At 70.6% G+C, this 20,119-nt stretch carries 16 protein-coding genes; 1 reads left to right on the top strand and 15 read right to left on the bottom strand.

The window, feature by feature from the left end:
- Positions 1 to 41 precede the first annotated feature (41 nt).
- Complete coding sequence (locus tag EOD42_RS06885) at positions 42 to 1,613, top strand: DUF6311 domain-containing protein (RefSeq protein ID WP_276318132.1); 1,572 nt, start codon at positions 42 to 44, stop codon at positions 1,611 to 1,613.
- A gap of 3 nt (positions 1,614 to 1,616) precedes the next feature.
- On the opposite strand, the gene EOD42_RS06880 is transcribed toward EOD42_RS06885, so the two are convergent.
- The 15 genes from EOD42_RS06880 to leuD all read right to left on the bottom strand — a co-directional run bounded on the left by EOD42_RS06880 (position 1,617) and on the right by leuD (position 20,118).
- Positions 1,617 to 3,668, bottom strand: coding sequence for a prolyl oligopeptidase family serine peptidase (locus EOD42_RS06880; protein ID WP_127786773.1), 2,052 nt, complete (start codon positions 3,666 to 3,668; stop codon positions 1,617 to 1,619).
- Positions 3,669 to 3,677: 9 nt separating this feature from the next.
- Positions 3,678 to 4,493 carry an ABC transporter permease gene (locus tag EOD42_RS06875; RefSeq protein WP_127786772.1) on the bottom strand — a complete coding sequence of 272 codons (816 nt, stop codon included), beginning with the start codon at positions 4,491 to 4,493 and terminating at the stop codon, positions 3,678 to 3,680.
- On the bottom strand, positions 4,490 to 5,413 hold the full coding sequence (locus EOD42_RS06870; protein WP_338069631.1) for an ABC transporter permease: 924 nt from the start codon (positions 5,411 to 5,413) through the stop codon (positions 4,490 to 4,492). Before EOD42_RS06870 ends, EOD42_RS06875 begins: the two co-directional genes overlap by 4 nt.
- Complete coding sequence (locus EOD42_RS06865; protein ID WP_127786770.1) at positions 5,410 to 7,062, bottom strand: peptide ABC transporter substrate-binding protein; 1,653 nt, start codon at positions 7,060 to 7,062, stop codon at positions 5,410 to 5,412. Before EOD42_RS06865 ends, EOD42_RS06870 begins: the two co-directional genes overlap by 4 nt.
- Positions 7,063 to 7,120: 58 nt before the next feature.
- Positions 7,121 to 8,227 carry a zinc-binding dehydrogenase gene (locus EOD42_RS06860; RefSeq protein ID WP_127786769.1) on the bottom strand — a complete coding sequence of 369 codons (1,107 nt, stop codon included), beginning with the start codon at positions 8,225 to 8,227 and terminating at the stop codon, positions 7,121 to 7,123.
- 43 nt (positions 8,228 to 8,270) lie between these two features.
- Complete coding sequence (locus tag EOD42_RS06855; protein ID WP_206020279.1) at positions 8,271 to 9,239, bottom strand: tripartite tricarboxylate transporter substrate binding protein; 969 nt, start codon at positions 9,237 to 9,239, stop codon at positions 8,271 to 8,273.
- A 72-nt stretch (positions 9,240 to 9,311) separates the two neighbouring features.
- The gene (locus EOD42_RS06850) at positions 9,312 to 10,019 is read right to left on the bottom strand and encodes an ABC transporter ATP-binding protein (RefSeq protein WP_127786767.1); all 708 of its coding nucleotides are present in this window, start codon (positions 10,017 to 10,019) and stop codon (positions 9,312 to 9,314) included.
- Between the two features lie 4 nt (positions 10,020 to 10,023).
- The gene (locus EOD42_RS06845; RefSeq protein WP_127786766.1) at positions 10,024 to 10,848 is read right to left on the bottom strand and encodes an ABC transporter permease; all 825 of its coding nucleotides are present in this window, start codon (positions 10,846 to 10,848) and stop codon (positions 10,024 to 10,026) included.
- On the bottom strand, positions 10,845 to 12,023 hold the full coding sequence (gene glf, locus EOD42_RS06840; RefSeq protein WP_127786765.1) for a UDP-galactopyranose mutase: 1,179 nt from the start codon (positions 12,021 to 12,023) through the stop codon (positions 10,845 to 10,847). The genes EOD42_RS06845 and glf overlap by 4 nt, the downstream gene beginning before the upstream one ends.
- A complete protein-coding gene (locus EOD42_RS06835; RefSeq protein WP_127786764.1) occupies positions 12,013 to 13,533 on the bottom strand; it encodes a glycosyltransferase in 1,521 nt (506 codons plus the stop codon). Before EOD42_RS06835 ends, glf begins: the two co-directional genes overlap by 11 nt.
- Positions 13,530 to 14,741: a glycosyltransferase family 2 protein gene (locus tag EOD42_RS06830; RefSeq protein ID WP_127786763.1), complete on the bottom strand. Its 1,212-nt coding sequence runs from the start codon at positions 14,739 to 14,741 to the stop codon at positions 13,530 to 13,532. Before EOD42_RS06830 ends, EOD42_RS06835 begins: the two co-directional genes overlap by 4 nt.
- A complete protein-coding gene (locus EOD42_RS06825) occupies positions 14,734 to 15,717 on the bottom strand; it encodes a glycosyltransferase family 2 protein (RefSeq protein ID WP_127786762.1) in 984 nt (327 codons plus the stop codon). Before EOD42_RS06825 ends, EOD42_RS06830 begins: the two co-directional genes overlap by 8 nt.
- Positions 15,718 to 15,791: 74 nt before the next feature.
- Complete coding sequence (locus tag EOD42_RS06820; protein WP_127786761.1) at positions 15,792 to 18,236, bottom strand: calcium-binding protein; 2,445 nt, start codon at positions 18,234 to 18,236, stop codon at positions 15,792 to 15,794.
- A gap of 158 nt (positions 18,237 to 18,394) precedes the next feature.
- Positions 18,395 to 19,495, bottom strand: a complete 1,101-nt coding sequence (leuB, locus tag EOD42_RS06815) for a 3-isopropylmalate dehydrogenase (protein WP_127786760.1) — start codon at positions 19,493 to 19,495, stop codon at positions 18,395 to 18,397.
- Entirely contained in the window at positions 19,492 to 20,118 is a 627-nt protein-coding gene (gene leuD, locus EOD42_RS06810; RefSeq protein WP_127787190.1) for a 3-isopropylmalate dehydratase small subunit, read from the bottom strand. The genes leuB and leuD overlap by 4 nt, the downstream gene beginning before the upstream one ends.
- Position 20,119: the final 1 nt, after the last annotated feature.

The following is a 20,119-nucleotide window of genomic DNA, read 5'->3' as shown; positions in this document are numbered from 1 at the left end:
TTCGGCATATAAATGGGCCAGCCGGGCTGACTCTTGCCGAGATGCCCCCGGCCCTTGCCGTGAGACCCTGGGGGTGCGACCAGTTCGGGGTGAAGCGCTCCGTTCTCATACCCCTGACGATCGCCGGGCTTTTTGGCCTGCTCATGGCGGCATTGTTGCTGCCTGCCACATTTCTGTTCCCCGGTGCGGGGCTGCCATGGCGCCCCGTGGGCGATGCGGCCCAGCACGCGGTGGCGCAGCGGTTCTTCATCGCCTCCGACTGGGGCTGGCCGCCGCTGGACATCGGGCTGATGGGCGGGCTGAACCTGGCCTTCGCGGACGGCATCCCCCTGCTGGCCCTGCCGCTGAAGGCGGTGCGGGAATGGCTGCCGCCAGGCTTTCACGGCATCGGGCTGTGGTACGCCATCGCCTGGGCCACATTGCCGCCAGCCGCCGCCTGGGCTTTCGCCGGCACCGGCGAAAGGCGGCCCCTACCCTTGCTGTGCATGGCCGTGGCCGCCGTTTCCATGCCTGCCTTCATCATGCGCTTCGGCCATGCCGCGCTGTGCGGGCACACGGTGCTGTGGCTCGGCCTCGGCCTGTATCTGCGGCTGGTGGATGAGGCGCGGCCGCGCAAGCGGGGCCTGTGGGCGGGCGCCGTGCTGCTGCAGGCCGCCACGCTGCTGATCCATCCCTATCTGGCGGTGATGACGCTGGCGCTGCTGGCCGCCGTGCCCGCCACGCTGCTGCTGCGGGGGCGGAACTTCATCGGCGCGGCGCTGGGCATGGCCGCGGCGCTGGCCGGCGTCGTCGGGGTGATGGCGGCCTTCGGCTATCTCGGCGCGGTGGGCGACGGGCAGCGCTGGTACGGTGCCTTCGCCCTGAACCTGCTTTCACCGATATGGCCGTTCCGGTCGTTTTTCCTTGGGGGTCTTGTCGGCACCGAAATAGACGCGACCGGTCATGGCGGTTGGGAAGGGTATAACTGGCTCGGTACGGGCCTGATTCTGGCTCTCTTTCTGGTTGTGCTGGGGCATGGGCGAACCGCCCTGCGCGGGCTGCGCTCCCATGCCGGGCTGGTCGCGGTGTGCCTGGGGCTGACGCTGCTGGCCGTCTCGATGCGGGTGGGGCTGGGCCATGCGGTGCTGCTGGATTTGGGCACGCCGCCCGCCGCGCTGGAGCAGTTCCGCGCCTCGGGCCGCTTCTTCTGGCCCGTGGGTGCCGCGATCCTGCTGGGGGTGGCCGCCGTGCTGTCCCGCGCCGGCCGCACCGGCACCATCGCGCTGGCGGCGCTGGCCGTGCTGCAGTTCATCGACGCGGCGCCGCAGCGCGCGGCGTTCTCGGCCTGGGCCGCCCAGCGCCCCGACTGGCGCATCGATGCGGACCGCCTGCGCCCCGCCATCGCGGCGGCCACCCGCGTCACGCTGGTGCCGAGCTGGGTCTGCACCTCGCCCGACGACCATGAGACGCGCGAGGCCATCCTGGAGCTGCTGGCGCTGATCAGCGAAAATCCGCGCCCGGTGAACACCATGTATGCCGCGCGCTGGCGGGTGCCGCCGGTCTGTGAGCCGGTGGCCGGTGCCCCTGCCCCCGGTGAGCTGCGCCTGACCTGGCGCAACGGCCGCTGGGAGTAGGCGTCAGGCCTTCTCCCACCCGATCGAGCGCCGCAGGAAGGCCGCCCCCAACGCGGCGAAGCTCGCGACCTCCGCATTGTCCTTGCCATAGCCATGGCCACCGGCGGGCGGCTCATAGAACCAGGCCGGGTAGCCCATGGCCTGCAGCTTGGCCGCCATCTTGCGGGCGTGGCCGGGGTGCACCCGGTCATCCTTGCGCGCGGTCGCGAGCAGGATGGGCGGATAGGAACGGCCCGGCGCCGCCACCTGATAGGCCGAGATGTGCTGCAGAAAGGCCCAATCCTCCGCCACATCCGGGTCGCCGTATTCCGCGATCCAGCTCGCCCCGGCCAGCAGCCTAGTGTAGCGGCGCATGTCGATCAGCGGGATGGTGCAGAACAAGGCGCCGAAGCGCTCCGGGTAGCGCGTGAGCATGTTGGCGATCAGCAGCCCGCCATTGGACCCGCCCTCGGCCGCGATCCGCCCGGGGGTCGTGACACCGCGCCGCACCAGATCGGCCGCCACGGCGGCGAAGTCGGCGTGGGACAGCGCCTTGCGCTCCCGCCGCCCGGCCTCATGCCAGCGTGTGCCGAACTCCCCGCCGCCGCGGATATTGGCGATGACGGTGGTGCCGCCCTTCTCCAGCCACAGCTTGCCCATCATGCCCTGGTAGTGCGGCAGCCGCGAAATCCGGAAACCGCCATAGCCCGACAGATGCACCGGCGCCTGTCCGGTTTCCGCCGCCGGGCCGGTCACGACATAGGGGATGCGCTCCCCGTCTTCCGAAACCGCCTCGTGCCGCGTCACCACCAGCCCCGCCGCGTCATAGACGGCCGAGGACCGGCGCAGCAGTTCGGGCGTGGCCAGCCCCACATTGGTCAGCAGCAGGCTGGGCGGGGTGATCGGGTCCTCGGTCTGCACCAGCAGGCTGCCGTCGGATTCGTCGTCCTCGGTGTCGAGCGGCCAGAGGCTGGCGACCCCATTCTCCGAGAGACCCGACAGCTCCCTGCCCTGCCAATCCCCGCCGGGGGTGAAGATGGTGAAGCGCGGGCGCAGCTCGTCCAGCACCGACACCACCAGCCGGCCGTCGCACCAGAAAAAGCCCTGCAGCGCGGTGCGCTCGCCGGGGGTGAAGATCACCCGGCAATCCGGCGCACCCGCGAGGACGGATTCCAGGCTGGCCACCAGCAGCGTGTCGGCCGGGTGCGTCACCCCGGCATGGGTCCAGGGGCTGCGCGGGCGCAGCGCCACCCAGCCGCGCTGCCAGCGAAAGCCCATATCGGTCGGCAGGTCGATGCGCTGCGCCGGGCCGTCGCGCCCGCCCAGATGCACGGCCGTGTCGTAAAAGCCCTGCTGATCCACGAAGACCAGCCGGTCCTCCTCCGCCTCATAGCTGCCCCAGGCACCCATGTGGTCGTCGGGAACCTCGAAGATCACCCGGGCGGCTGCGGGGTCGGTGCCGCGCTGCCACAGGCGCACGGTGCGCGCGTAGCCGGCGCGGGTCGCCATGCCCTCACCATAGGCCGAGGACACGACCAGCGTGTCCCGGTCCAGCCAGTCGGCACCGCCCTTGGCCTCGGGCAGCACGAAGCCGCCCTCGACCATGCGCAGCGCGACCAGATCGAACTCCCGCAGCACCACCGCGTCCCCGCCGCCGCGCGACAGGCGCAGCAGCGCGCGATCATGGCTGCCGGGCAGCGTGCCGGCCCCGGTCCAGACCCAATCCTCGGCTTCCTCGCGGGCCAGCGCGTCCACGTCCAGCAAAAGCTGCCATTCGGGCACGGCGGAGCGGTAGGAGGCCAAGGTGGTGCGCCGCCAGATCCCCTTGGGGTTCGCGGCATCGGTCCAGAAATTATACAGCCAATCCCCGCGCCGGGTGACATGCGGCAGCTTGTCCGGCCGGTCGAGCGCGGTGCGCACCGCGTCGCGGTCGGCGGCGAAGCGCGCATCGGCGAAGGCCGCCATGGTGCGCGCGGATTGCTCATCGGCCCAGGCGGTGGCGCGGGGGGCTTCGATCTCCTCCAGCCACAGCCAGGGGTCGTCGTCGGGGGCGGAAAGGGTCGGGCGCGGGTCCATGCGGCGAAGCTACCGCCGCAGCCCGTCCGCCACCAGATTGCAGCCCAGCACCGTCAGCAGGATGGCGAGGCCCGGCCACAGCGCGACCAGCGGGGCCTGGAACACCGCCTCCTGCGCGCCGGCCAGCATGTTGCCCCAGCTGGAGGCCGGGGGCGCGATGCCGAGGCCGAGGAAGGACAGCGCGCTTTCGGCCAGGATCGCCCCGCCGACGGACAGCGCGGTGGCCACCCCGACCGGCCCCATCAAGGCGGGCAGCACGTGCCGGCGCAGCAGCCGGCCCTCCGGCACGCCGAGCGCGCGGGCGGCGCGGATGAAATCCATCGCCAGCACCGACATCGCCGCCGCGCGCGCCAGCCGCGCCACGCCCACCCAGCCGAAGATCGCGAGGATGACCGCCACGCGCAGAATATCGGCCGCGGCCTCTCCGCGCGGCAGGCCGATCGGCGCGGGGTCCAGCGCCGAGAGGATGATCAGCAGCGGCAAGGCCGGCAGCGCCAGCAGCGCGTCGGCCAGGCGCATCAGCACCGCGTCGGCCCAGCCGCCGCGCCAGGCGGCCAGCACCCCGGCCGCCGTGCCCAGCACCGCGCCGATGGCCGCCGCCGCCAGCCCCACGGCCAGCGACACCCGCGCCCCGTGCAGCAGCCGCATCGCCACATCACGCCCCAAATCATCGGTGCCGAGCGGGTGTGCGGCGGATGGTTCGGCATAGCGCGCGAACAGGTCGGGTGTCGCGGCATCGAGCCCCAGCCACGCCCCCACCAGATCGGCCGACAACGCCGAGAGCAGCACGATGCACAGCAGCGATAACCCTGCCCACAGCCTCATGCCAGGCGCGGGTCCAGCGCCCGCTGCGCGAGGTCGGCGGCGAGGTTGCCCAGCATGGTCACACCCGCGACCAGCAGCAGCGCGACGAGGGCGAGGTTGTAGTCATTGCCCATCACCGCATCGAAGATCAGCTTGCCCATGCCGGGCCGCGCGAACAGCGTCTCGGTGATCACCGCCCCCGAGACCAGCGCCCCGGCATCGAGGCCCAGCAGCGTAATCAGCGGCACCGCCGCGTTGGGCAGGGCGTGCGCCAGCGCGATCCGTCCCTCGGACGCACCGCGGGCGCGCGCGCTGCGGATCCACGGGTCGGTCATCGCGCCGCGCATCGCCGACAGCGCGTGGCGGGCATAGGCGGCCATGTGCCCGAAGCCGAGGGTGGCAACCGGCAGCACCAGGAAGCGCCAGCCGGGCTCGCCGGCCTCGGCCACGCCACCGGCCGGCAGCATGCCCAGCGTGACCGCGAACAGGATGATCAGCAGGATGCCCAGCCAGAAGCCCGGCATCGCCTGGGCGATGGCCGCCAGCCCCTGCACCAGCGGCGACAGGCGCGGACGAAGTGCCGCCAGCATGCCCAGCCCCACCCCCACCAGCACCGCAAGGCCGAGTGCCGCACCCAGCAATTGCAGGCTGGACCACAGGGCCGGCCCCACCAGCGCGAAAACCGGCTGCGCGAACAGCCGCGAATAGCCGAAATCACCCCGCAGCACGGCCCCCGCCCAGGCGAGGTAACGCGCCCAGAGCGGGCGATCCAACCCGTGCAGCGCCCGCAGGCGCTCCACATCGGCGGGTGTCAGCCGCGGGTCGAGCGTGAGGGCCAGGTCGATCGGGTCACCGGGCATCAGCCCCAGCAACAGGTAGAACACGCAGGACAGCGCCAGCAGCGTGACCAGTATCTGAACGAGGCGCGCGGGGATGCTCACCGCGCGCGCCACTCCTCGGCCCACAGGCTGGACGGGTTCAGGTGGCCGGTCGGGCGTACGCCGTCCAGCCATTGCGGCCACACATGCGCGTCCTGGCGGAAATACAGCGGCAGGCTGGGCAGTTCCTCGGCATAGATCGCCTGCAGCCGCGACCACAGGGGGCGACGGGCCTCGGGCGACAGGGTGATGGGCAGCTGCTCCAGCAGCCGGTCCATCTCCGCGTTGCGGAAGCCCGGGTAGTTCTGGCCCGAGAAATTGCGCGCGGCGGTCGGGATCTCATCCGAATGCAGGCTGCTGCGCGGCACGGATTCGGGGGCCGAGATCCAGGCATACATGGCCAGCCCCTGGTGGCGGCGGCGCGACAGGGTCTCGGCGAAGAACACGCGCGGGGGTTCGTTGCGGATGCGCGCCTCGATGCCCGCCTGCCGCCACATCGCGGCCATCACCTGCTGCACCTGTTCGCGCGAGCGGTTGCCCGCCGTGGTCATCAGATCCAGCGTCAGGCGCTGCCCGGCCTCGTTGCGGCGGATGCCGTCGGGGCCGGGCCGCCAGCCCGCTTCCTCAAGCAAGGCGGTCGCGCGGGCAAGGTCATAGGGATATTGGCGCACCGCCGGGTCGGCCATCTGGTCCAGCGGGTTCACGTTGCTGTTGGCCACCGTCTGCCGCCCGTCGAACAGCTGGGCGACGATGCGCGCGCGGTCGAGCGAATACATCAGCGCCTGCCGCACGCGCCGGTCCGCCAGGATCGGGTTGTCGAGGTTGGTGTCCACATGCTCGTAGATCAGCCCTGGGCGGTACTCCACGCGGAACCGCCCGCGCGCCCGGCGTTCCAGCGCCGCGGCCTGCTCCACCGGCAGGCCGAGCTCGCCGGCGATCATGTCCAGCTGGCCCGACAGCAGCTGGGCCTCCAGCGCCGTCGTGTTCTCGACCGTCCGCACCCGGATCTCGCGGAAGGCCGGCGCCTGGCCCGACCACGCATCGTTGCGCACCAGCGTGATGCCCGAGCCCGGCTGCACCGCCGAGACGCGATAGGGCCCGGACCACAGGCCGGGGTTGGTGGGGGCGGTGTCGTACAGGGTGCGGGTGCGGTAGTTGCGCGGGTCCGCCTGCCACACGGCGCGTTCCAGATGCGCGGGCAGCGGCTGGAAATCGCCCATCGAGGCGAAATCGAAGGTCACCTTGTCCAACCGCATCTCGATGGTGCGCGGGTCGATCACCCGCATCTCATAGGCGGAACGATAGAACTCCGCCGCACCGAAACCCGTGCTTTCGTCCCGCCCGGCCTGCCAGGCGAACAACAGATCCTCCGCCGTCATGGGCGTGCCGTCGCCCCAACGCAGCCCCTCGCGCAGCCGATAGGTCAGGCGAAGGCCGGGGCGGCCATCGGGCGTGGTCTCGCGCACGGCCAACCCGTTCTCGATGGTCGGCAGCGTCTCGCATTGCAGGCAGACGAGCGACCAGTCGGGGGCATAGGCCGTCAGCGGCCGCCGCGCGAAGCCCAGCACATAGGACTTCGCGGCCATGTTCTCGATGTTCGGGTGCAGGGTCGAGGGATACTGCGTGATGCCGATGGTCAGCGTCTCGCGCTGCTGGGCCATGGCGGGTGTGGCGGCCAGCAGCGTGGCGAAGGCGAGGATCGGTGCGCGCATGGCGGGGAATGTGGCACCTGCCCCGCCGCCGGGGCAAGCGGCGGGGGGGGGCAACCGGTCAGGCCATGTGGATGACCGGCTTCACCTCCAGCTGGTCCTTCATCCGCTGCAGCACCGTGTTCACGTCGTCCAGCTTGTAGCTGCCGGACAGGATGCGATGGAACGGGATGCGCTTCTGGTGGGCGCTGAGGAAATCCAGCGCCTTCCAATAGGACTTCTCCTCGCCGCCGATGGCGCCGATCACCTTCAGGTTCTTGTTGGTGATCAGGGAGGGGCGGAACTGCACCTCACCCGTGCCGAGCAGGCCCACGGTGGTGTAGCGGCCGCCGCGGCGGGTCAGGTCGATGCCCTCCGGGAAGGCGCTGGGATGGCCCGCGAATTCCAGCACGATATCGGCGCCCCGGCCGTTGGTCGCGGCCTGCACCACCGCCTTGCGCTCGGCAGCACTGGTGCGCTCCATCGAGAGGCACTCATCCGCGCCGAATTCCTCGGCGATGGCAAGCCGCGCATCGGGCGCGCCGATGGCGATCACCTTCCGCGCCCCCGCCACCCGCGCGCGGGCGATGGCCAGCAGGCCGAGCGGCCCCGTGCCCTGCACCACCACCGTGTCCGTGGTCGAAATCTCGCCCAGCTCATCGAACGCGTTCATCACCGACCGGAAGGCGCAGCTCGCCAGGCTCGCCAGTTCGTTCGACACGTCGTCGGGCACCAGCACCCGGCCGGATTGCGGCAGCACATAGCCGTATTCGGCGAAGCCGCCGAGCAGATAGGGCGGCTTCTCGATGTTCTCGTACATGTAGGCCCGGGCGTTCTCGCACAGGATCGGCTGGCGGGCGGAGGTGCAGAAATAGCAGGACCCGCAATGGGTCCGCGTCCAGACCACGCGGCTGCCCACCTTCACCGGCCGGCCCAGCGAATCCCGGTCCGCGCCGGAGCCCAGCGCCACCACGCGGCCCACCATCTCATGGCCGATGATCACCGGCAGATCGACCTTGCGCGTCAGCGACCCCTGCCAGAGATGCACATCCGTGCCGCAGACGGTCGATGTCTCGATGCGCACCAGCAGCGCGCCGGGCTCGATCTCACGCGGGACGGGCACCTCCTCGATCTCGATCGGTGCCTTGAACTGGCGCACGACGGCCGCGCGGCATGAGCTGGGTATCAAGAGGCAATCTCCTCAAAGGCGTCAGGGGCTGTGGAAGGCGGGCTCACTCTTTCCAGGGATGCGCGCGCCACAGCGCCTCCAGCCGGCCGCGCTCCTCGCGCAGCACGGTCGCGTACTCGTCGGGGCCGAGGAAGCGCAGCGGCAGCGCCTGCTGCGCCGCCAGGCGGCGGAACTCGGGGTTCCGGATGGTGGCCTCCGTCGCCTGCGCCAGGCGGGTGCGCACCTCGGCCGGCACGCCCGCCGGCGCGGCCAGGCCGCGCATGGAGCTCTGCACCAGATCGAAGCCCTGCTCGCGGAAGGTCGGCACCTCGGCCGCCTCGGACCAGCGCGTCTCGCTCATCTGGCCCAGGGGCCGCAGCTGGCCGTTGCGCATGTCGGCGATGCCCTCGCCCATGTTCATGCTGCCGATCATGATCTGGCCGCCGAGCACCGCGGTGCGCACGGGTGCTGCGCCGGTGAAGGGCACATGGGTCAGCTTGATGCCCGCCACGCGCTCCAGCGCGAGGGCCGCCAGATGGTCGTCGGAGCCGATGCCGGTGGTGCCGTAGGTGGCGCTGTCGGGATTGGCGCGGGCATAGGCCACGAGGTCCGCCACGTTGCGCAGCGGGCTGTCACCCTTCACGAAGAAGGAGCTGGGGTCGTCGACGATGTTCGCGATGGGCGCGAAATTGTCCAGGCTGTAGCTGGTGCGCCGCTCGATCGGGTTGGTCAGCACATTGGGCGTGTTGATGAAGCCGATGGTGTAGCCGTCGGGCTGGGAGCGCGCCATTTCGGTCCAGCCGATGTCGCCCGCCGCCCCGCCGCGGTTGTTGACCACGATGGGCTGGCCGAGCTCACGTTCGAGAAAGCGCGCCACGGTGCGTGCCGCCACGTCGGTGCCGCCGCCGGCGGGGAAGGCCACGATCATGTTGATGGGCCGCTGCGGCCAGGCGCCAGATTGGGCGCCGGATTGCGCCAGCGCCGCGCCGGGCAGCGCGGCCGTGGCCACGGAGAGCAGGTGACGACGCTTCATCGCTTGGATTCCTCGGCTTATCATTGTCGCCGATGATACCAGCCGATCGCCCCTGCTCAAAATCGGCGCGGGCTACTCCGCCGCGACCAGAAGCGGCATGCGCGTGTCGGCGGTGATAACGCCCTGCTCCAGCCGGATCACCCGGTTGCACCACTGCCGCACCACGGCCATGTCATGGGTCGCCAGCACCATGATCTCGGCCCCGCGCACCAGCTCGGCCAGGCGGGTTTCGGCGCGGCGCATGAAGTCCTCGTCGCCGGCCAGGAACCACTCATCCATCAGCAGGATGTCGGGGGCCATCTCGGTGGCCATGGCGAAGGCCAGGCGGATGTTCATGCCGGCGGAATAGCCGCGCACCGGCAGGTCTATCGCCTCCCCCAGCCCGGAGAACGCCACCACCCGATCCACCACCGCGCGGCTCTCACGGTCCGACAGGCCCTTGTAGAGGCCCCGCAGCATGATGTTCTCGCGCCCGGTCAGGAACTGGTCCATGCCGGCCATGGGGTCGATCATGGAACCGATCCCGCCCTCCACCCTCAACCGCCCGGCGCAGGGCTGGTAGATGCCCGCCAGCGTGCGCAGCAGGGTGGATTTGCCGGACCCGTTGGGCCCCACCAGCGCCACCCGCTCACCGCCCCCGATCTCGAAGCCCAGGCCCCGGAGTGCCTGCACCATCACCCGGCCCTGGCTGCGCGCGACCAGGCTTTTCTTCAGCGAGCGCGCGCTGTGGTGATAGAGGGGAAATTCGACTCGCAGGCCCTCGGCATGAATGGCGGCCATGGCGCTACACCCAGAAGGCCACGCGGGCGCGGAAGCGGGTGAACACCGCCTGGCCCAGCGCCCAGATCAGCAGGGTGAAGGTGGCGGCGCCCGCCAGCACGCCCCAGCCGGGCGCCTGTCCCATCAGGGGCTCCCGCACCAGCTCGATCAGGCAGAACAGCGGGTTCAGCGGCAGCCAGGGCTGCATCCAGGCCACCATGGACGGCTGCCAGATCACGGGCGTGACGAAGAAGGCCAGCTGCAGCACGGCGGCCACGATCTGCGTCACGTCGCGGAAGCGCGCGCAGAGCATGCCCAGCAGCAGCGACAGCCAGAACAGGTTGACCGCCGCCAGCAGCAGGCCGGGCGCGGCCAGCAGCGCCATCCAGCCCGGGTTGAAGCCGAAGACCAGGAACACGCCCAGGATCAGCGGCAGGTTGTGCGCGGCCACCAGCCCGCTGCGCAGCACGACGCGCAGCGCCTGGGTGCTGTGCGGCAGCGGCATCTGGCGGATGATCCCCTCGGCCGCCGTCAGGCTGGCGCAGGCATCCGTGATGCCCTGTGCCAGCAGGTTCCACAGGATCAGGCTGACGGCCAGCCAGGGCAGGTATGCCGCCACCTCCATCCGCAGCAGATGGGCGTAGAGAAAGCCCAGCGCCCCCAGCATCACGGCCGTGGTCACGCTCATCCACAAGGGCCCGAGCAACGAGCCGCGGAACTTGTGCATGATGTCCCCGCGCGCCAGCGCCCAGGCCAGGCGGAAGCGCAGGAAGCCCTGCGCCAGATCCTCCATCGCCTCGGCACGCCGGCGCGGGGCCGCGGCGTCGAACAGGCGGACCGGGGCGCTCATGCCAGCGGGTCCGTGTGGAAGGCGGCGGGTGCCCTGCCCTCGCGCAGCGCGGCCACCGTGGCGTCGGCGGCCTCCAGCGCTTCCAGGATCGCGACATCCATGTCGATGTAGCGATAGGTGGCCAGCCGCCCGAGGAAGGAGACCCCCGCCTCCGACCCCGCACGCTCCACATAGCGCGACAGGGTGCGGCGTTCCGCCAGCAGGCGCACGGGGTAATAGGGCGTGTCGTTCCTGCCGCAGGCCTGGCTGTATTCGCGGAAGCACACCGTGCGCTCCAGCCCCTCGGCCTCCCAGGGGGCGAAATGCCTGTGCTCGGCGATGCGGGTATGGGGCACGGCCTCGTCGCAGTAGTTCATCACCGCCGTGCCCTGGAAATCGCCCTGCGCCTCGAACCGTTCGAAGCGCAGGCTGCGATAGGGCAGATGCCCCTGTTCGTGCCGGAAATAGCGGTCGATCGGGCCGGTGTAGAAGATGTGGCGGAAGCCCTCCTCCAGATCCTCGAAGGAACAGGCCAGCCGCAGCTCGATGCCCGGATGGTCCAGGATGGAGGCGACGATGGCGCTGTATCCGTCCTGGGGCATGCCCTGATACGGGTGTGCGAAGTAGTTGTCGTCGTAGTTGAAGCGCAGCGGCAGGCGCTTGAGGATGGAGGCCGGCAGTTCGGCGGGCTCGCAGCCCCATTGCTTGCGGGTATAGCCGTGGAAGAAGGCGCGGTAGAGCTTCTCGCCCACCATGCTGAGTGCCTGTTCCTCGAAGCTTTGCGGGTCGGTGATGTCGGCGCGGGCCTGGGCGGCGATGAAGGCGCGGGCCTCGGCCGGGCCCATGGTGCGGCCGAAGAACTGGTTGATGGTGTGCAGGTTGATCGGCAGCGAATAGACCGCCCCGCCCGTTGTGGCCTTCACCCGGTTCACATAGGGGCGCATGCGGCCGTGGCTGTTCACATAGTCCCACACGCGCCGGTTGCCGGTGTGGAAGATGTGCGGGCCATAGCGATGGACCATCACGCCCGTGGCCGCGTCGCGCTCCGTGTGGCAGTTGCCGGCGGCGTGGTCGCGCTCGTCGATGACGAGGACGGGCATGCCCGCCTCTGCCAGGCCGCGCGCCATGATGGCCCCGCTGAAGCCCGCGCCCACCACGCAGAAGCGGGCATTGAGGTTGGCGGCATCAAGCGGCATCGGCCTGCCCCTTCGTGACCAGCGAGGGGCCGACGATGCCGAGCCTGCCGGCGCGCAGGCCGAGCCTGAGCAGGTCCAGCCGCCCCAGATGCAGGCGCTGCCGGGCCATCTGCGCGCGCATCAGCGCCCGGTAGCCGGCACGATGCTCGGGCAGCAGCATCTCCATCGCCCAGGCATGGGTGTTCATCACGACCCGCTGGAACTGCGCCTCCACCCGGGCGGTGGCCGAGGGCATCACCCGTTCCCAGATCCAGTCGAAGATCGGGAAATGGACGTACAGGCGCTCATCCCGCACCCCGATGGTCTGGCCGGGGCGGCCCTGGCGGTAGAAATACCAGGCCTCCGGCACCATCGCGACGCGACGCGCGCGCAGCAGCGCCTCGAACTGGAAGGGCAGGTCGTCGAAGCGTGCGACGTGGTCGGGAAAGATGATACCGTTCTGCGCCAACATGTCCCGGCGGTAGATGCGCCGCCAGATCGTGGGGCGCTCCGTCAGCAGGGCGACGGTGTCCTCCGTCACATGCGGCCAGTCGCCGATGCCCTCGGGCGCGCCGCGATGGCTGGTGTAGCTGCCATCGGCCCAGGCCTCGGCATAGCCGCACTGGGCGACGTCGGCGCCGGACAGGATGGCCGCGCGGTACAACTCGGCGAACATCGCCGGGTCCACCCAGTCATCGCCGTCCGCGAAGCCCACGAACTCCCCGCGCGCGGCGGCGAGCCCCGCGTTGCGGGCGGAGGCGCAGCCCCCGTTCTGCTTGTGGATGACCTGGATGCGGCCCGGAAAGCGCGCGGCCCAGCCATCGGCCACATCGCCGGTGTCGTCCGGGGAGCCGTCATTGACGACGATCACCTCCAGCCGCTCCAGCGTCTGGCTCGCCAGGCTGTCCAGGCATTCGTCCAGCCAGGCCGAGACCTTGTAGGCGGGAACGACGACGGAGACCTCGACCGCCGCCGGGCCGCGGTCGCTGCCGAAGCTGTGCCGGCGCTGGTCGTCGCGCCAGAAGAAACTGCGCGCCAGTTCGTCCCGGCTGAGGCGGTACAGCGCGATGGGGTCCGCCCAGGCATCGGTGAACACGCCGCACAGATGGCCGCAGCGCGTGCCTTCCAGCAGCGCCCGCAGCTCATCCAGCGTGTGCCGCGTGCCGTCCACCCGCACCAGGTCGGGCGCGCGGCCGGCCAGAAGGCCGCGCGCGGCCGCGACATCGGACACCACCTGCAGGTTCGGCCACAGGCGCCGCAGCCCGGACAGCACCGGGTTTCGGCCGGTGAAGGGCTCGACCACGATCACCCGGGTCTCGGCGCAGCGCATGAACTGCAGCTGCGCCTCCAGCCCCGACCGCGCGCCGAGCAGCAGCACCGTGGGCTGCCCGTCGGCGGCCATCGGCCAGGCCAGCGCGCCGTAATAGCCGTGGCCTGTGCGCCAGGCATCGTCCTCCAGCATGCGCGGGTCGGCGCCCAGCCCCTGGAGGACGGCGATCGCGCGGCGCAGCTGCTGCGGATGCGGGTTCATGGCGTGCTCCTGCGGAACAGGGGGGAAAGCCGGTGCCGGAGCCAGGCGCGCGCGTGGCGGCGCCCCTGCGCGCCGTGGCGGCCGAGCAGGAAGCGCAGCACGGGCTTCAGGCGCGGCCGGCGAGGGGTGGCGAAATCCTCCAGCAGCCCGGCATCGCCATGGCGGAAGGCCGCCAGCAATGTCGCATCGCGCTGGGACACGCCCGACGGCGCGGGGGTATCGAGCCAGCCCGCCGGCATCGCCGCGAACAGCGCCGCCGCCTCGGTGAAGAAATGCCGGCGATGGCCGGCCGTGATGTTCTGCCCGCACCAGAACAGCATGCGCAGCAGCGCGAGGGCGAGCTCCGCCCCGGCCGGGTCCTCGATGCGGGCATCGCGCGCGGCCTGCATGGCCATGCGGCAGGTGACCAGCGCGTCCATCCGGCGCGCGCTGCGTTCATCCGTGATCTTGCCCGGACGGTTGACACGATAGAGGTAGCCCACCTCTCCGCGCAGCCCGATCCGCTGGGTGGCCAGCAGGGCGCGGACATGGGCGGGCATGTCCTCGAACAGGCGGCCCTCGGGGAAGTCGAGGCCCTTGCCCTCGAAGAAGGAGCGCCGCATCACCCGCGGGTTGGCGTTGGGTTCCAGCCGCATCAGGCGGGGCTCCCGCGTCACGTTCACGCGGCGGAACTCGGCCCCCTGCATGATGCGGTCCCACAGCCAGGCGTCATAGAAGGGCCAGGCCTGCAGGCTCTCACCGTCCAGCACGGCGGAGCGGCAGAGCACGATGTCGCAGTCGCGTTCCTGGATGTCGGCGGCCATGCGCAGCAGCACCGCGATATCCGCGATGTCGTCGCTGTCGAGGAAAGCCAGGCAGCGCCCGGAGGCATGGGCCGCGCCGGTCATGCGCGCGGCCGACAGGCCCCGGTTCGCCTGGTCCAGCACCAGCGCCCGCATGGGGGCGGCGGTGACCCAGCCGCAGGCCAGTTCCAGCGCGCCGTCATCGCCGCCGTCATGCACGACGATCACCTCGACCCGCTGGGGCATGGCGGGCACCAGGCTGTCCAGCGCCACCCGCAGCCAGGGGCGCGTGCGGAAGGCCGGCACCACCACGGACAGCACAGGCTCCGGCCCCGCGCGGTTCCAGGATGCCGAGCGCGCGGCGATGCGGGCCCCGGCCTGGGTCGGCAAGGGGGCGAGCCCCAGGGAGGAAGCGGCGTCAAGCATGGTGATGGACCGTGGCCTTGAGGGCGGGAGCGGCCGCCGGCGGCGGGTTCGCGGCGGCGGCCGTAACGGCGGGACCGCCCAGTCGCCCGCGCAGGCCAAGCCCGGTCGAGGCGATCCAGTGCCGGAAGCCTGCCCAGTCGGGCTGCCGCCGCGCGAGGAAGTAGGCGCCGTAGCGCAGCACATCGATGCCCAGCATCGCCCAGCGGTGATGCAGCCGCGCAACATGGGCGCGGTTGCGGAACATCATGCCGCGCCGCAGCTCATCGGGCGGAACCGCGGCCAGCAGCAGCCCGCCCAGTACCGGCTTTGCCTCCTTCATGCCGGAGGGATGGCAGGCGGTGGCGCCGGTCAGCGTCTCGACCCGTCCGCCGCCGCGCATCACGCGCAGCATGAAATCCACCTCGTCGCCCCGGATGAACAGCCGGGTGTCGGGCATGCCGAAGCGGTGGAAGGTGGCGGCGGGCATCAGCGCGCCGTTGAACAGATGCACCTGGCCCTGGATGACGGGGCGGCGCTGGATATCCATCCGCGCCAGCAATCGCCGCCCGCCCAGGCGGAAGGGAAAGGCGCAGAGCGCCGCGTTCTCGGCATCCAGCACCAGGGGCGAGACGATGGCCGCACCGCCCTGGCGCTGCCGGTCGAGCAGCCATGCCAGGCAATCGGCCTCTCGCGGCCAGCCGTCATCGTCCCACAGCCAGAGCCATTCGGCCCCGCGCGCCAGCGCCATCAGCGACCCCAGCGCGAAGCCGCCGGCGCCCCCCAGATTGGCCTCCGAGCGCAGGTGCAGGACGGCGGCATCGATGCACAGCCGCGCCGTCAACGGGCAGTCGCCGTTGTCCACCACGATGACGTCAGAGGGCGGCAGGGACTGGTGCTCCAGCTGCAGCAGCAGGCGGCGGAGTTCCTGGGGGCGGTTCCGGGTCACGATCACCACGGCAACACGCGGCCGGGGCGACATGGGCTTGATCGCAGTCACCGGAAATACTCCGTGCGGTTGTGGGAGGGGGAAGGAAGAAGGGGAAGGCACGGGGCCTTCCCCTTCCGAATGCCTCAGCCGAACAGGTTGAGGTCGCCCAGCAGGCCGCCCAGCAGCCCGTCATTGCCCAGCAGGCCACCCAGCAGCCCGCCGTCACCCAGCAGGCCGTCCAGCGTGTCACCGCCCAGAAGCCCGCCCAGCAGGTCGGTCAGCGCGCCGTTGTCGCCGAGCAGGCCGCTCAGCAGGCCGCCGTCGCCGAGCAGGCCGCCCAACAGGCCGCCATCGCCCAGCAGCCCGTCCAGCAGGTCTCCGTTGCCGCCCAGCAGGCCGTCCAGCAGCCCGCCATTGCCGCCCAGCAGCCCGTCCAGCAGCCCGTTGTCGCCCAGCAGGCCGTTCAGCAGGTTGCCGACCAGGCCGTTGTCGCCCAGCAGGCCGCCCACCAGCCCGTCCGTGCCGAGCAGGCCGCCCAGCAGGTCACCCCCCAGCAGGCCGCCATCGCCGCCCAGCGTGCTGCCGAGCAGGCCGGTCAGCAGGCCGTTCTCGCCGAACACGCCGTCCAGCAGGCCGCCATCCAGCAGGTTGCCGCCCAGGATGCTGCCCAGCAGGCCGTCGCTGCCCGTCAGCCCCGCCAGCAGGTCGCTGCCCAGCAGCCCGCCCTCGCCCAGCAACCCGCTCAGCATGCCGCCGCCGCCGTTGAGCGCGGAGTTCAGGTCGAGCAGCCCGCCCGCCCCCAGCAGCCCGTCCAGCAGGCCATCGGTGCCGATCAGCCCGTCCAGCGCACCGCCGACCAGCCCGTCGGGGCCGACCAGCGTGTTCAGCAGCCCGGTCACCACATTGTCCGGCCCCAGCAACTGGCCGAGCAGCCCGTTGGAACCGAGCAGCGTGCCCAGCACCCCCGTCTCGCCGTTCAGCAGGCCGCTCAGCAGGCCCGTCACGCCGGCCATCGCATCGCCGAGGTTCACGAGGCCGCTTTCCCCCAGCAGCCCGTTCAGCAGCTCCGTCCCGCCCACCAGGCTCAGGATGGGCAGGGTGATCACCAGGTCATTGGTGCCGTCGCCGTTCAGGTCGGCGAAGACGCCCAGCCCCTGCAGGCTGACGCTGAGCTGGAGGGTGTTGTTCTCCTGGTCGGGGATGTTGAGGATCAGCGTGTCCTCGACCGGGTTGAAGTTGATGGTGTCGAGGAATTCCAGCGGCAGGCCGGGCACGACATCGACCACATAGGTGTCGTTGCCGGCACCGCCATCCAGGTAGTTGGCACCCGCGCCGCCATAGATGATGTCGTCGCCGTCACCACCGAACAGGGTGTCATCGCCGTCGCCGCCATAGATGACGTCGTTGCCTTCATCGCCGTAGATGGTGTCGTTGTCGGCCTCGCCATACAGCGTGTCGTCGCCGACATTGCCCGAGATCAGGTCCTCGCCGGCGCCGCCATGGATGATGTCGTTGTTGCCGTCACCCGTGACGCCCGCGCCGTCCCCGACCAGGATGTCGTTGCCGTCGTCGCCATAGAGCGTGTCGGCACCGGCGCCGCCCACCAGTCGGTCAGCGCCGTCATTGCCCGAGAGGATGTCGTCGCCGGCATCGCCATAGCCGTAGTCGTCGCCGCTGCCGCCCACGATGATGTCGTTGCCGTCATTGCCCGACAGCACGTCATTGCCGGCACCGCCCTCGACCCGGTCGTTGCCCGCGCCGCCGATCAGCATGTCGTTGCCGCCATCGCCATACAGCGTGTCGTCCCCGGCCATGCCCTCCAGCCGGTCATCGCCCTCATTGCCCGAGATGACGTCGTTGCCGGTGTCCCCCCAGACCTTGTCGTTGCCGGCACCGGCGGTGACGATGTCGTCGCCCTCATTGCCGGAGATCATGTCGTCGCCGGCGCCGCCCAGCAGCATGTCGTTGCCGAGGCCCCCCACCAGCGTGTCGTTGCCGTCATCGCCATAGAGCGTGTCGTTGCCCGCGCCGCCCTCCAGCCGGTCGTCGCCGCCATTGCCCGAGAGGACGTCGTTGCCCGCATCGCCATAGAGCAGGTCCGCGCCCGCGCCGCCGATCAGCGTGTCGTCGCCGTCATTGCCCGACAGCACGTCATTGCCGTCATCGCCCTGCACCAGGTCGTTGCCGGCGCCGCCCACCATGATGTCGTCGCCGCCATAGCCGAACAGCCGGTCCGCCATCGAGGAACCGATGATGGTGTCCGCCCCCGCCAGCAGCGCGGCATTGCCCACGGTGCCGAAGGAGGCGGCGGGCACCGTCAGCTGGTCCGCCATGAAGGCGACGCCGCCGCCCGCCGTCAGAATGCGGGCATCGACGATGGTGCCGCCCGTCAGCTTGCCGGTGCTGTCATAGGTGAAGCCCACGCCGCGCAACTCGGTCGTGAGGGTGGAACCGCCGGCCAGGGCGTAGGTGCCCATCGCGTAGCTCTCGCTGCGTGAGCCGGTGGAAAACAGGATGGCTTCCTGCCGCAGGATCTGATCCCGCTCGAGATCGAGTGCCGTACTGGCATCTGCATATACACGAGCCACAATGCGCCTCCGAAGGGATGTTCCCTTCGGGATACCACCGGGTCCGCTAATTCATGCGTCTGTATACTTATCGTGTTTTAGGCAGTTGCCGCCTTTCTTCATGCTATCGAAAAAGTTTCCTCGACATTTATCATGTTTCATCAACGACCCGCCGATCTTCATGTTTTGTCATGTATCAGTCGGTCCAGAACGGCCTGCGCCATGGCCTCCGTGCGCAGCACCGCCTCGCCGGGGGCCGCGATGTCGGCAGTGCGGGCGCCGCCGTCCAGGGCGGATTCGACCGCGCGTTCCAGCAGCGCCGCCTCGGCCGGCATGCCGGCCGAATGGCGCAGCAGAAGTGCCACGGACAGGATGGCGCCCAGCGGGTTGGCCACCCCCTGCCCCGCGATGTCAGGCGCGCTGCCGTGGATCGGCTCATACAGCGCGCGGCGGCGCCCGGCGGCGTCGGGCGCCGACAGCGCGGCCGAGGGCAGCATGCCGAGTGATCCGATGATGGCGCCCGCCGCATCGCTCAGCAGGTCTCCGAACAGATTGTCCGTCACGATCACGTCGAAGCCGCGCGGCGCGCGGGAGAGCTGGATGGCGCAATTGTCGGCCAGCAGGTGGCGCAGCTCCACATCCGCATACTCGGCCGCATGGATGCCGGTCACGACATCGCGCCACAGCGCACCCGCCTCCATCACATTGCCCTTGTCCACGCTGGTCACGTGGTTGCGGCGCGTGCGGGCAAGCTCGAAGGCGAAGCGCGCGGCGCGGGCGATCTCGGCTTCCGTATAGGAATGGGTGTTCACGCCGCGCCGGTCCGGGCTTTCGCCGGTCACGCCGCGCGGGGTGCCGAAATACATCCCCGCCGTCAGTTCGCGCACGAAGCACAGATCCACGCCCTCGATCACGCGGGGCTTGTAGGGGCTGGTCTCCAGCAGCGCGCGCGGCATGCGCACGGGCCGGATATTGGCGAACAGGTCGAGCGACTTGCGGATGCGCAGCAGCCCGCCCTTGCGGCGTTCCTCGGCGGGCACGGCCTTCTGGTCCAGCGTGCCCACGGCACCGAACAGGATGGCGTCGGCTTCCTCGATGCGGGCCCAGGTCTCGTCGGGCATCATGGTGCCGTGCTTCTGCCAGTTCACCAGGCCGAAATCGCGCTCGGTGATCTCGGCCTTCAGCCCGCGATGGTCGATGAACCAGCGCAGCACCCGCAGCGCCTCGCGCGTCACTTCGGGGCCCACGCCATCGCCGGGCAGAACCAGGATCCTGATCATCGGGAAAGTCCTTCGGAAGCCCAGGGCCGCGCCGCGCGGTCCTTCGCGCGCCAGGCCGCGATGGCCTCCGCGTGGCGCTTGGTGAGGGAGATGTCGTCGAGGCCTTCGAGCAGGGCCTCCCGCCGGCGCGCATCCACCTCGAAGGGGATCTCGGCGCCGGTGGGGGTGATGACCACGCGCCGCGCCAGATCGACGGTGGTGCGGGCGTTGCCGGGGCTGGCCTCGGTTTCCTCCGCGATCCGGCGGATCACCTCGATCGGCAGGCGCACCGGCAGCATGCCGTTCTGGAAGCAGTTGGAGAAGAAGATGTCGCCGAAGCTGGGCGCGATCACGCAGCGCACACCCATGCCCATCAGCGCCCACACCGCGCCTTCGCGCGATGACCCGCAGGCGAAGTTCTCGGCCGCCATCAGGATGCCAGAGCCCTTGTACTCCGGCCGGTTCAGCAGGAAGTCCGGGTTGTCGGAGCCATCGGCGTTGTAGCGCAGGCGCTCGAAGGCAAAGGGGCCGAGCCCGTCGCTGGTCGTGCCAAGCAGGCGCTGGATCGGGATGATGACGTCGGTGTCCACATTGGCGTGCAGATAGGGCACGGCGACATCGGTGATGGTGGTGAAGGGCTGCATG

This window comes from Rhodovarius crocodyli (genome assembly GCF_004005855.1).
In the GTDB taxonomy this organism is placed as follows: Bacteria; Pseudomonadota; Alphaproteobacteria; order Acetobacterales; family Acetobacteraceae; genus Rhodovarius; species Rhodovarius crocodyli.
This window is presented reverse-complemented; position numbering and strand designations above follow the sequence as displayed.

What these genes read in the sequence shown, in the direction of transcription:
- EOD42_RS06865 (WP_127786770.1), bottom strand. Translation starts at nt 7,062, where the DNA reads ATGCGCGCACCGATCCTCGCCTTCGCCACGCTGCTGGCCGCCACACCC.
- EOD42_RS06845 (WP_127786766.1), bottom strand. Translation starts at nt 10,848, where the DNA reads ATGAGCGCCCCGGTCCGCCTGTTCGACGCCGCGGCCCCGCGCCGGCGT.
- leuB (WP_127786760.1), bottom strand. Translation starts at nt 19,495, where the DNA reads ATGATCAGGATCCTGGTTCTGCCCGGCGATGGCGTGGGCCCCGAAGTG.
- EOD42_RS06885 (WP_276318132.1), top strand. Translation starts at nt 42, where the DNA reads ATGCCCCCGGCCCTTGCCGTGAGACCCTGGGGGTGCGACCAGTTCGGG.
- EOD42_RS06875 (WP_127786772.1), bottom strand. Translation starts at nt 4,493, where the DNA reads ATGAGGCTGTGGGCAGGGTTATCGCTGCTGTGCATCGTGCTGCTCTCG.
- EOD42_RS06835 (WP_127786764.1), bottom strand. Translation starts at nt 13,533, where the DNA reads ATGAACCCGCATCCGCAGCAGCTGCGCCGCGCGATCGCCGTCCTCCAG.
- EOD42_RS06880 (WP_127786773.1), bottom strand. Translation starts at nt 3,668, where the DNA reads ATGGACCCGCGCCCGACCCTTTCCGCCCCCGACGACGACCCCTGGCTG.
- glf (WP_127786765.1), bottom strand. Translation starts at nt 12,023, where the DNA reads ATGCCGCTTGATGCCGCCAACCTCAATGCCCGCTTCTGCGTGGTGGGC.
- leuD (WP_127787190.1), bottom strand. Translation starts at nt 20,118, where the DNA reads ATGCAGCCCTTCACCACCATCACCGATGTCGCCGTGCCCTATCTGCAC.
- EOD42_RS06830 (WP_127786763.1), bottom strand. Translation starts at nt 14,741, where the DNA reads ATGCTTGACGCCGCTTCCTCCCTGGGGCTCGCCCCCTTGCCGACCCAG.
- EOD42_RS06850 (WP_127786767.1), bottom strand. Translation starts at nt 10,019, where the DNA reads ATGGCCGCCATTCATGCCGAGGGCCTGCGAGTCGAATTTCCCCTCTAT.
- EOD42_RS06855 (WP_206020279.1), bottom strand. Translation starts at nt 9,239, where the DNA reads ATGAAGCGTCGTCACCTGCTCTCCGTGGCCACGGCCGCGCTGCCCGGC.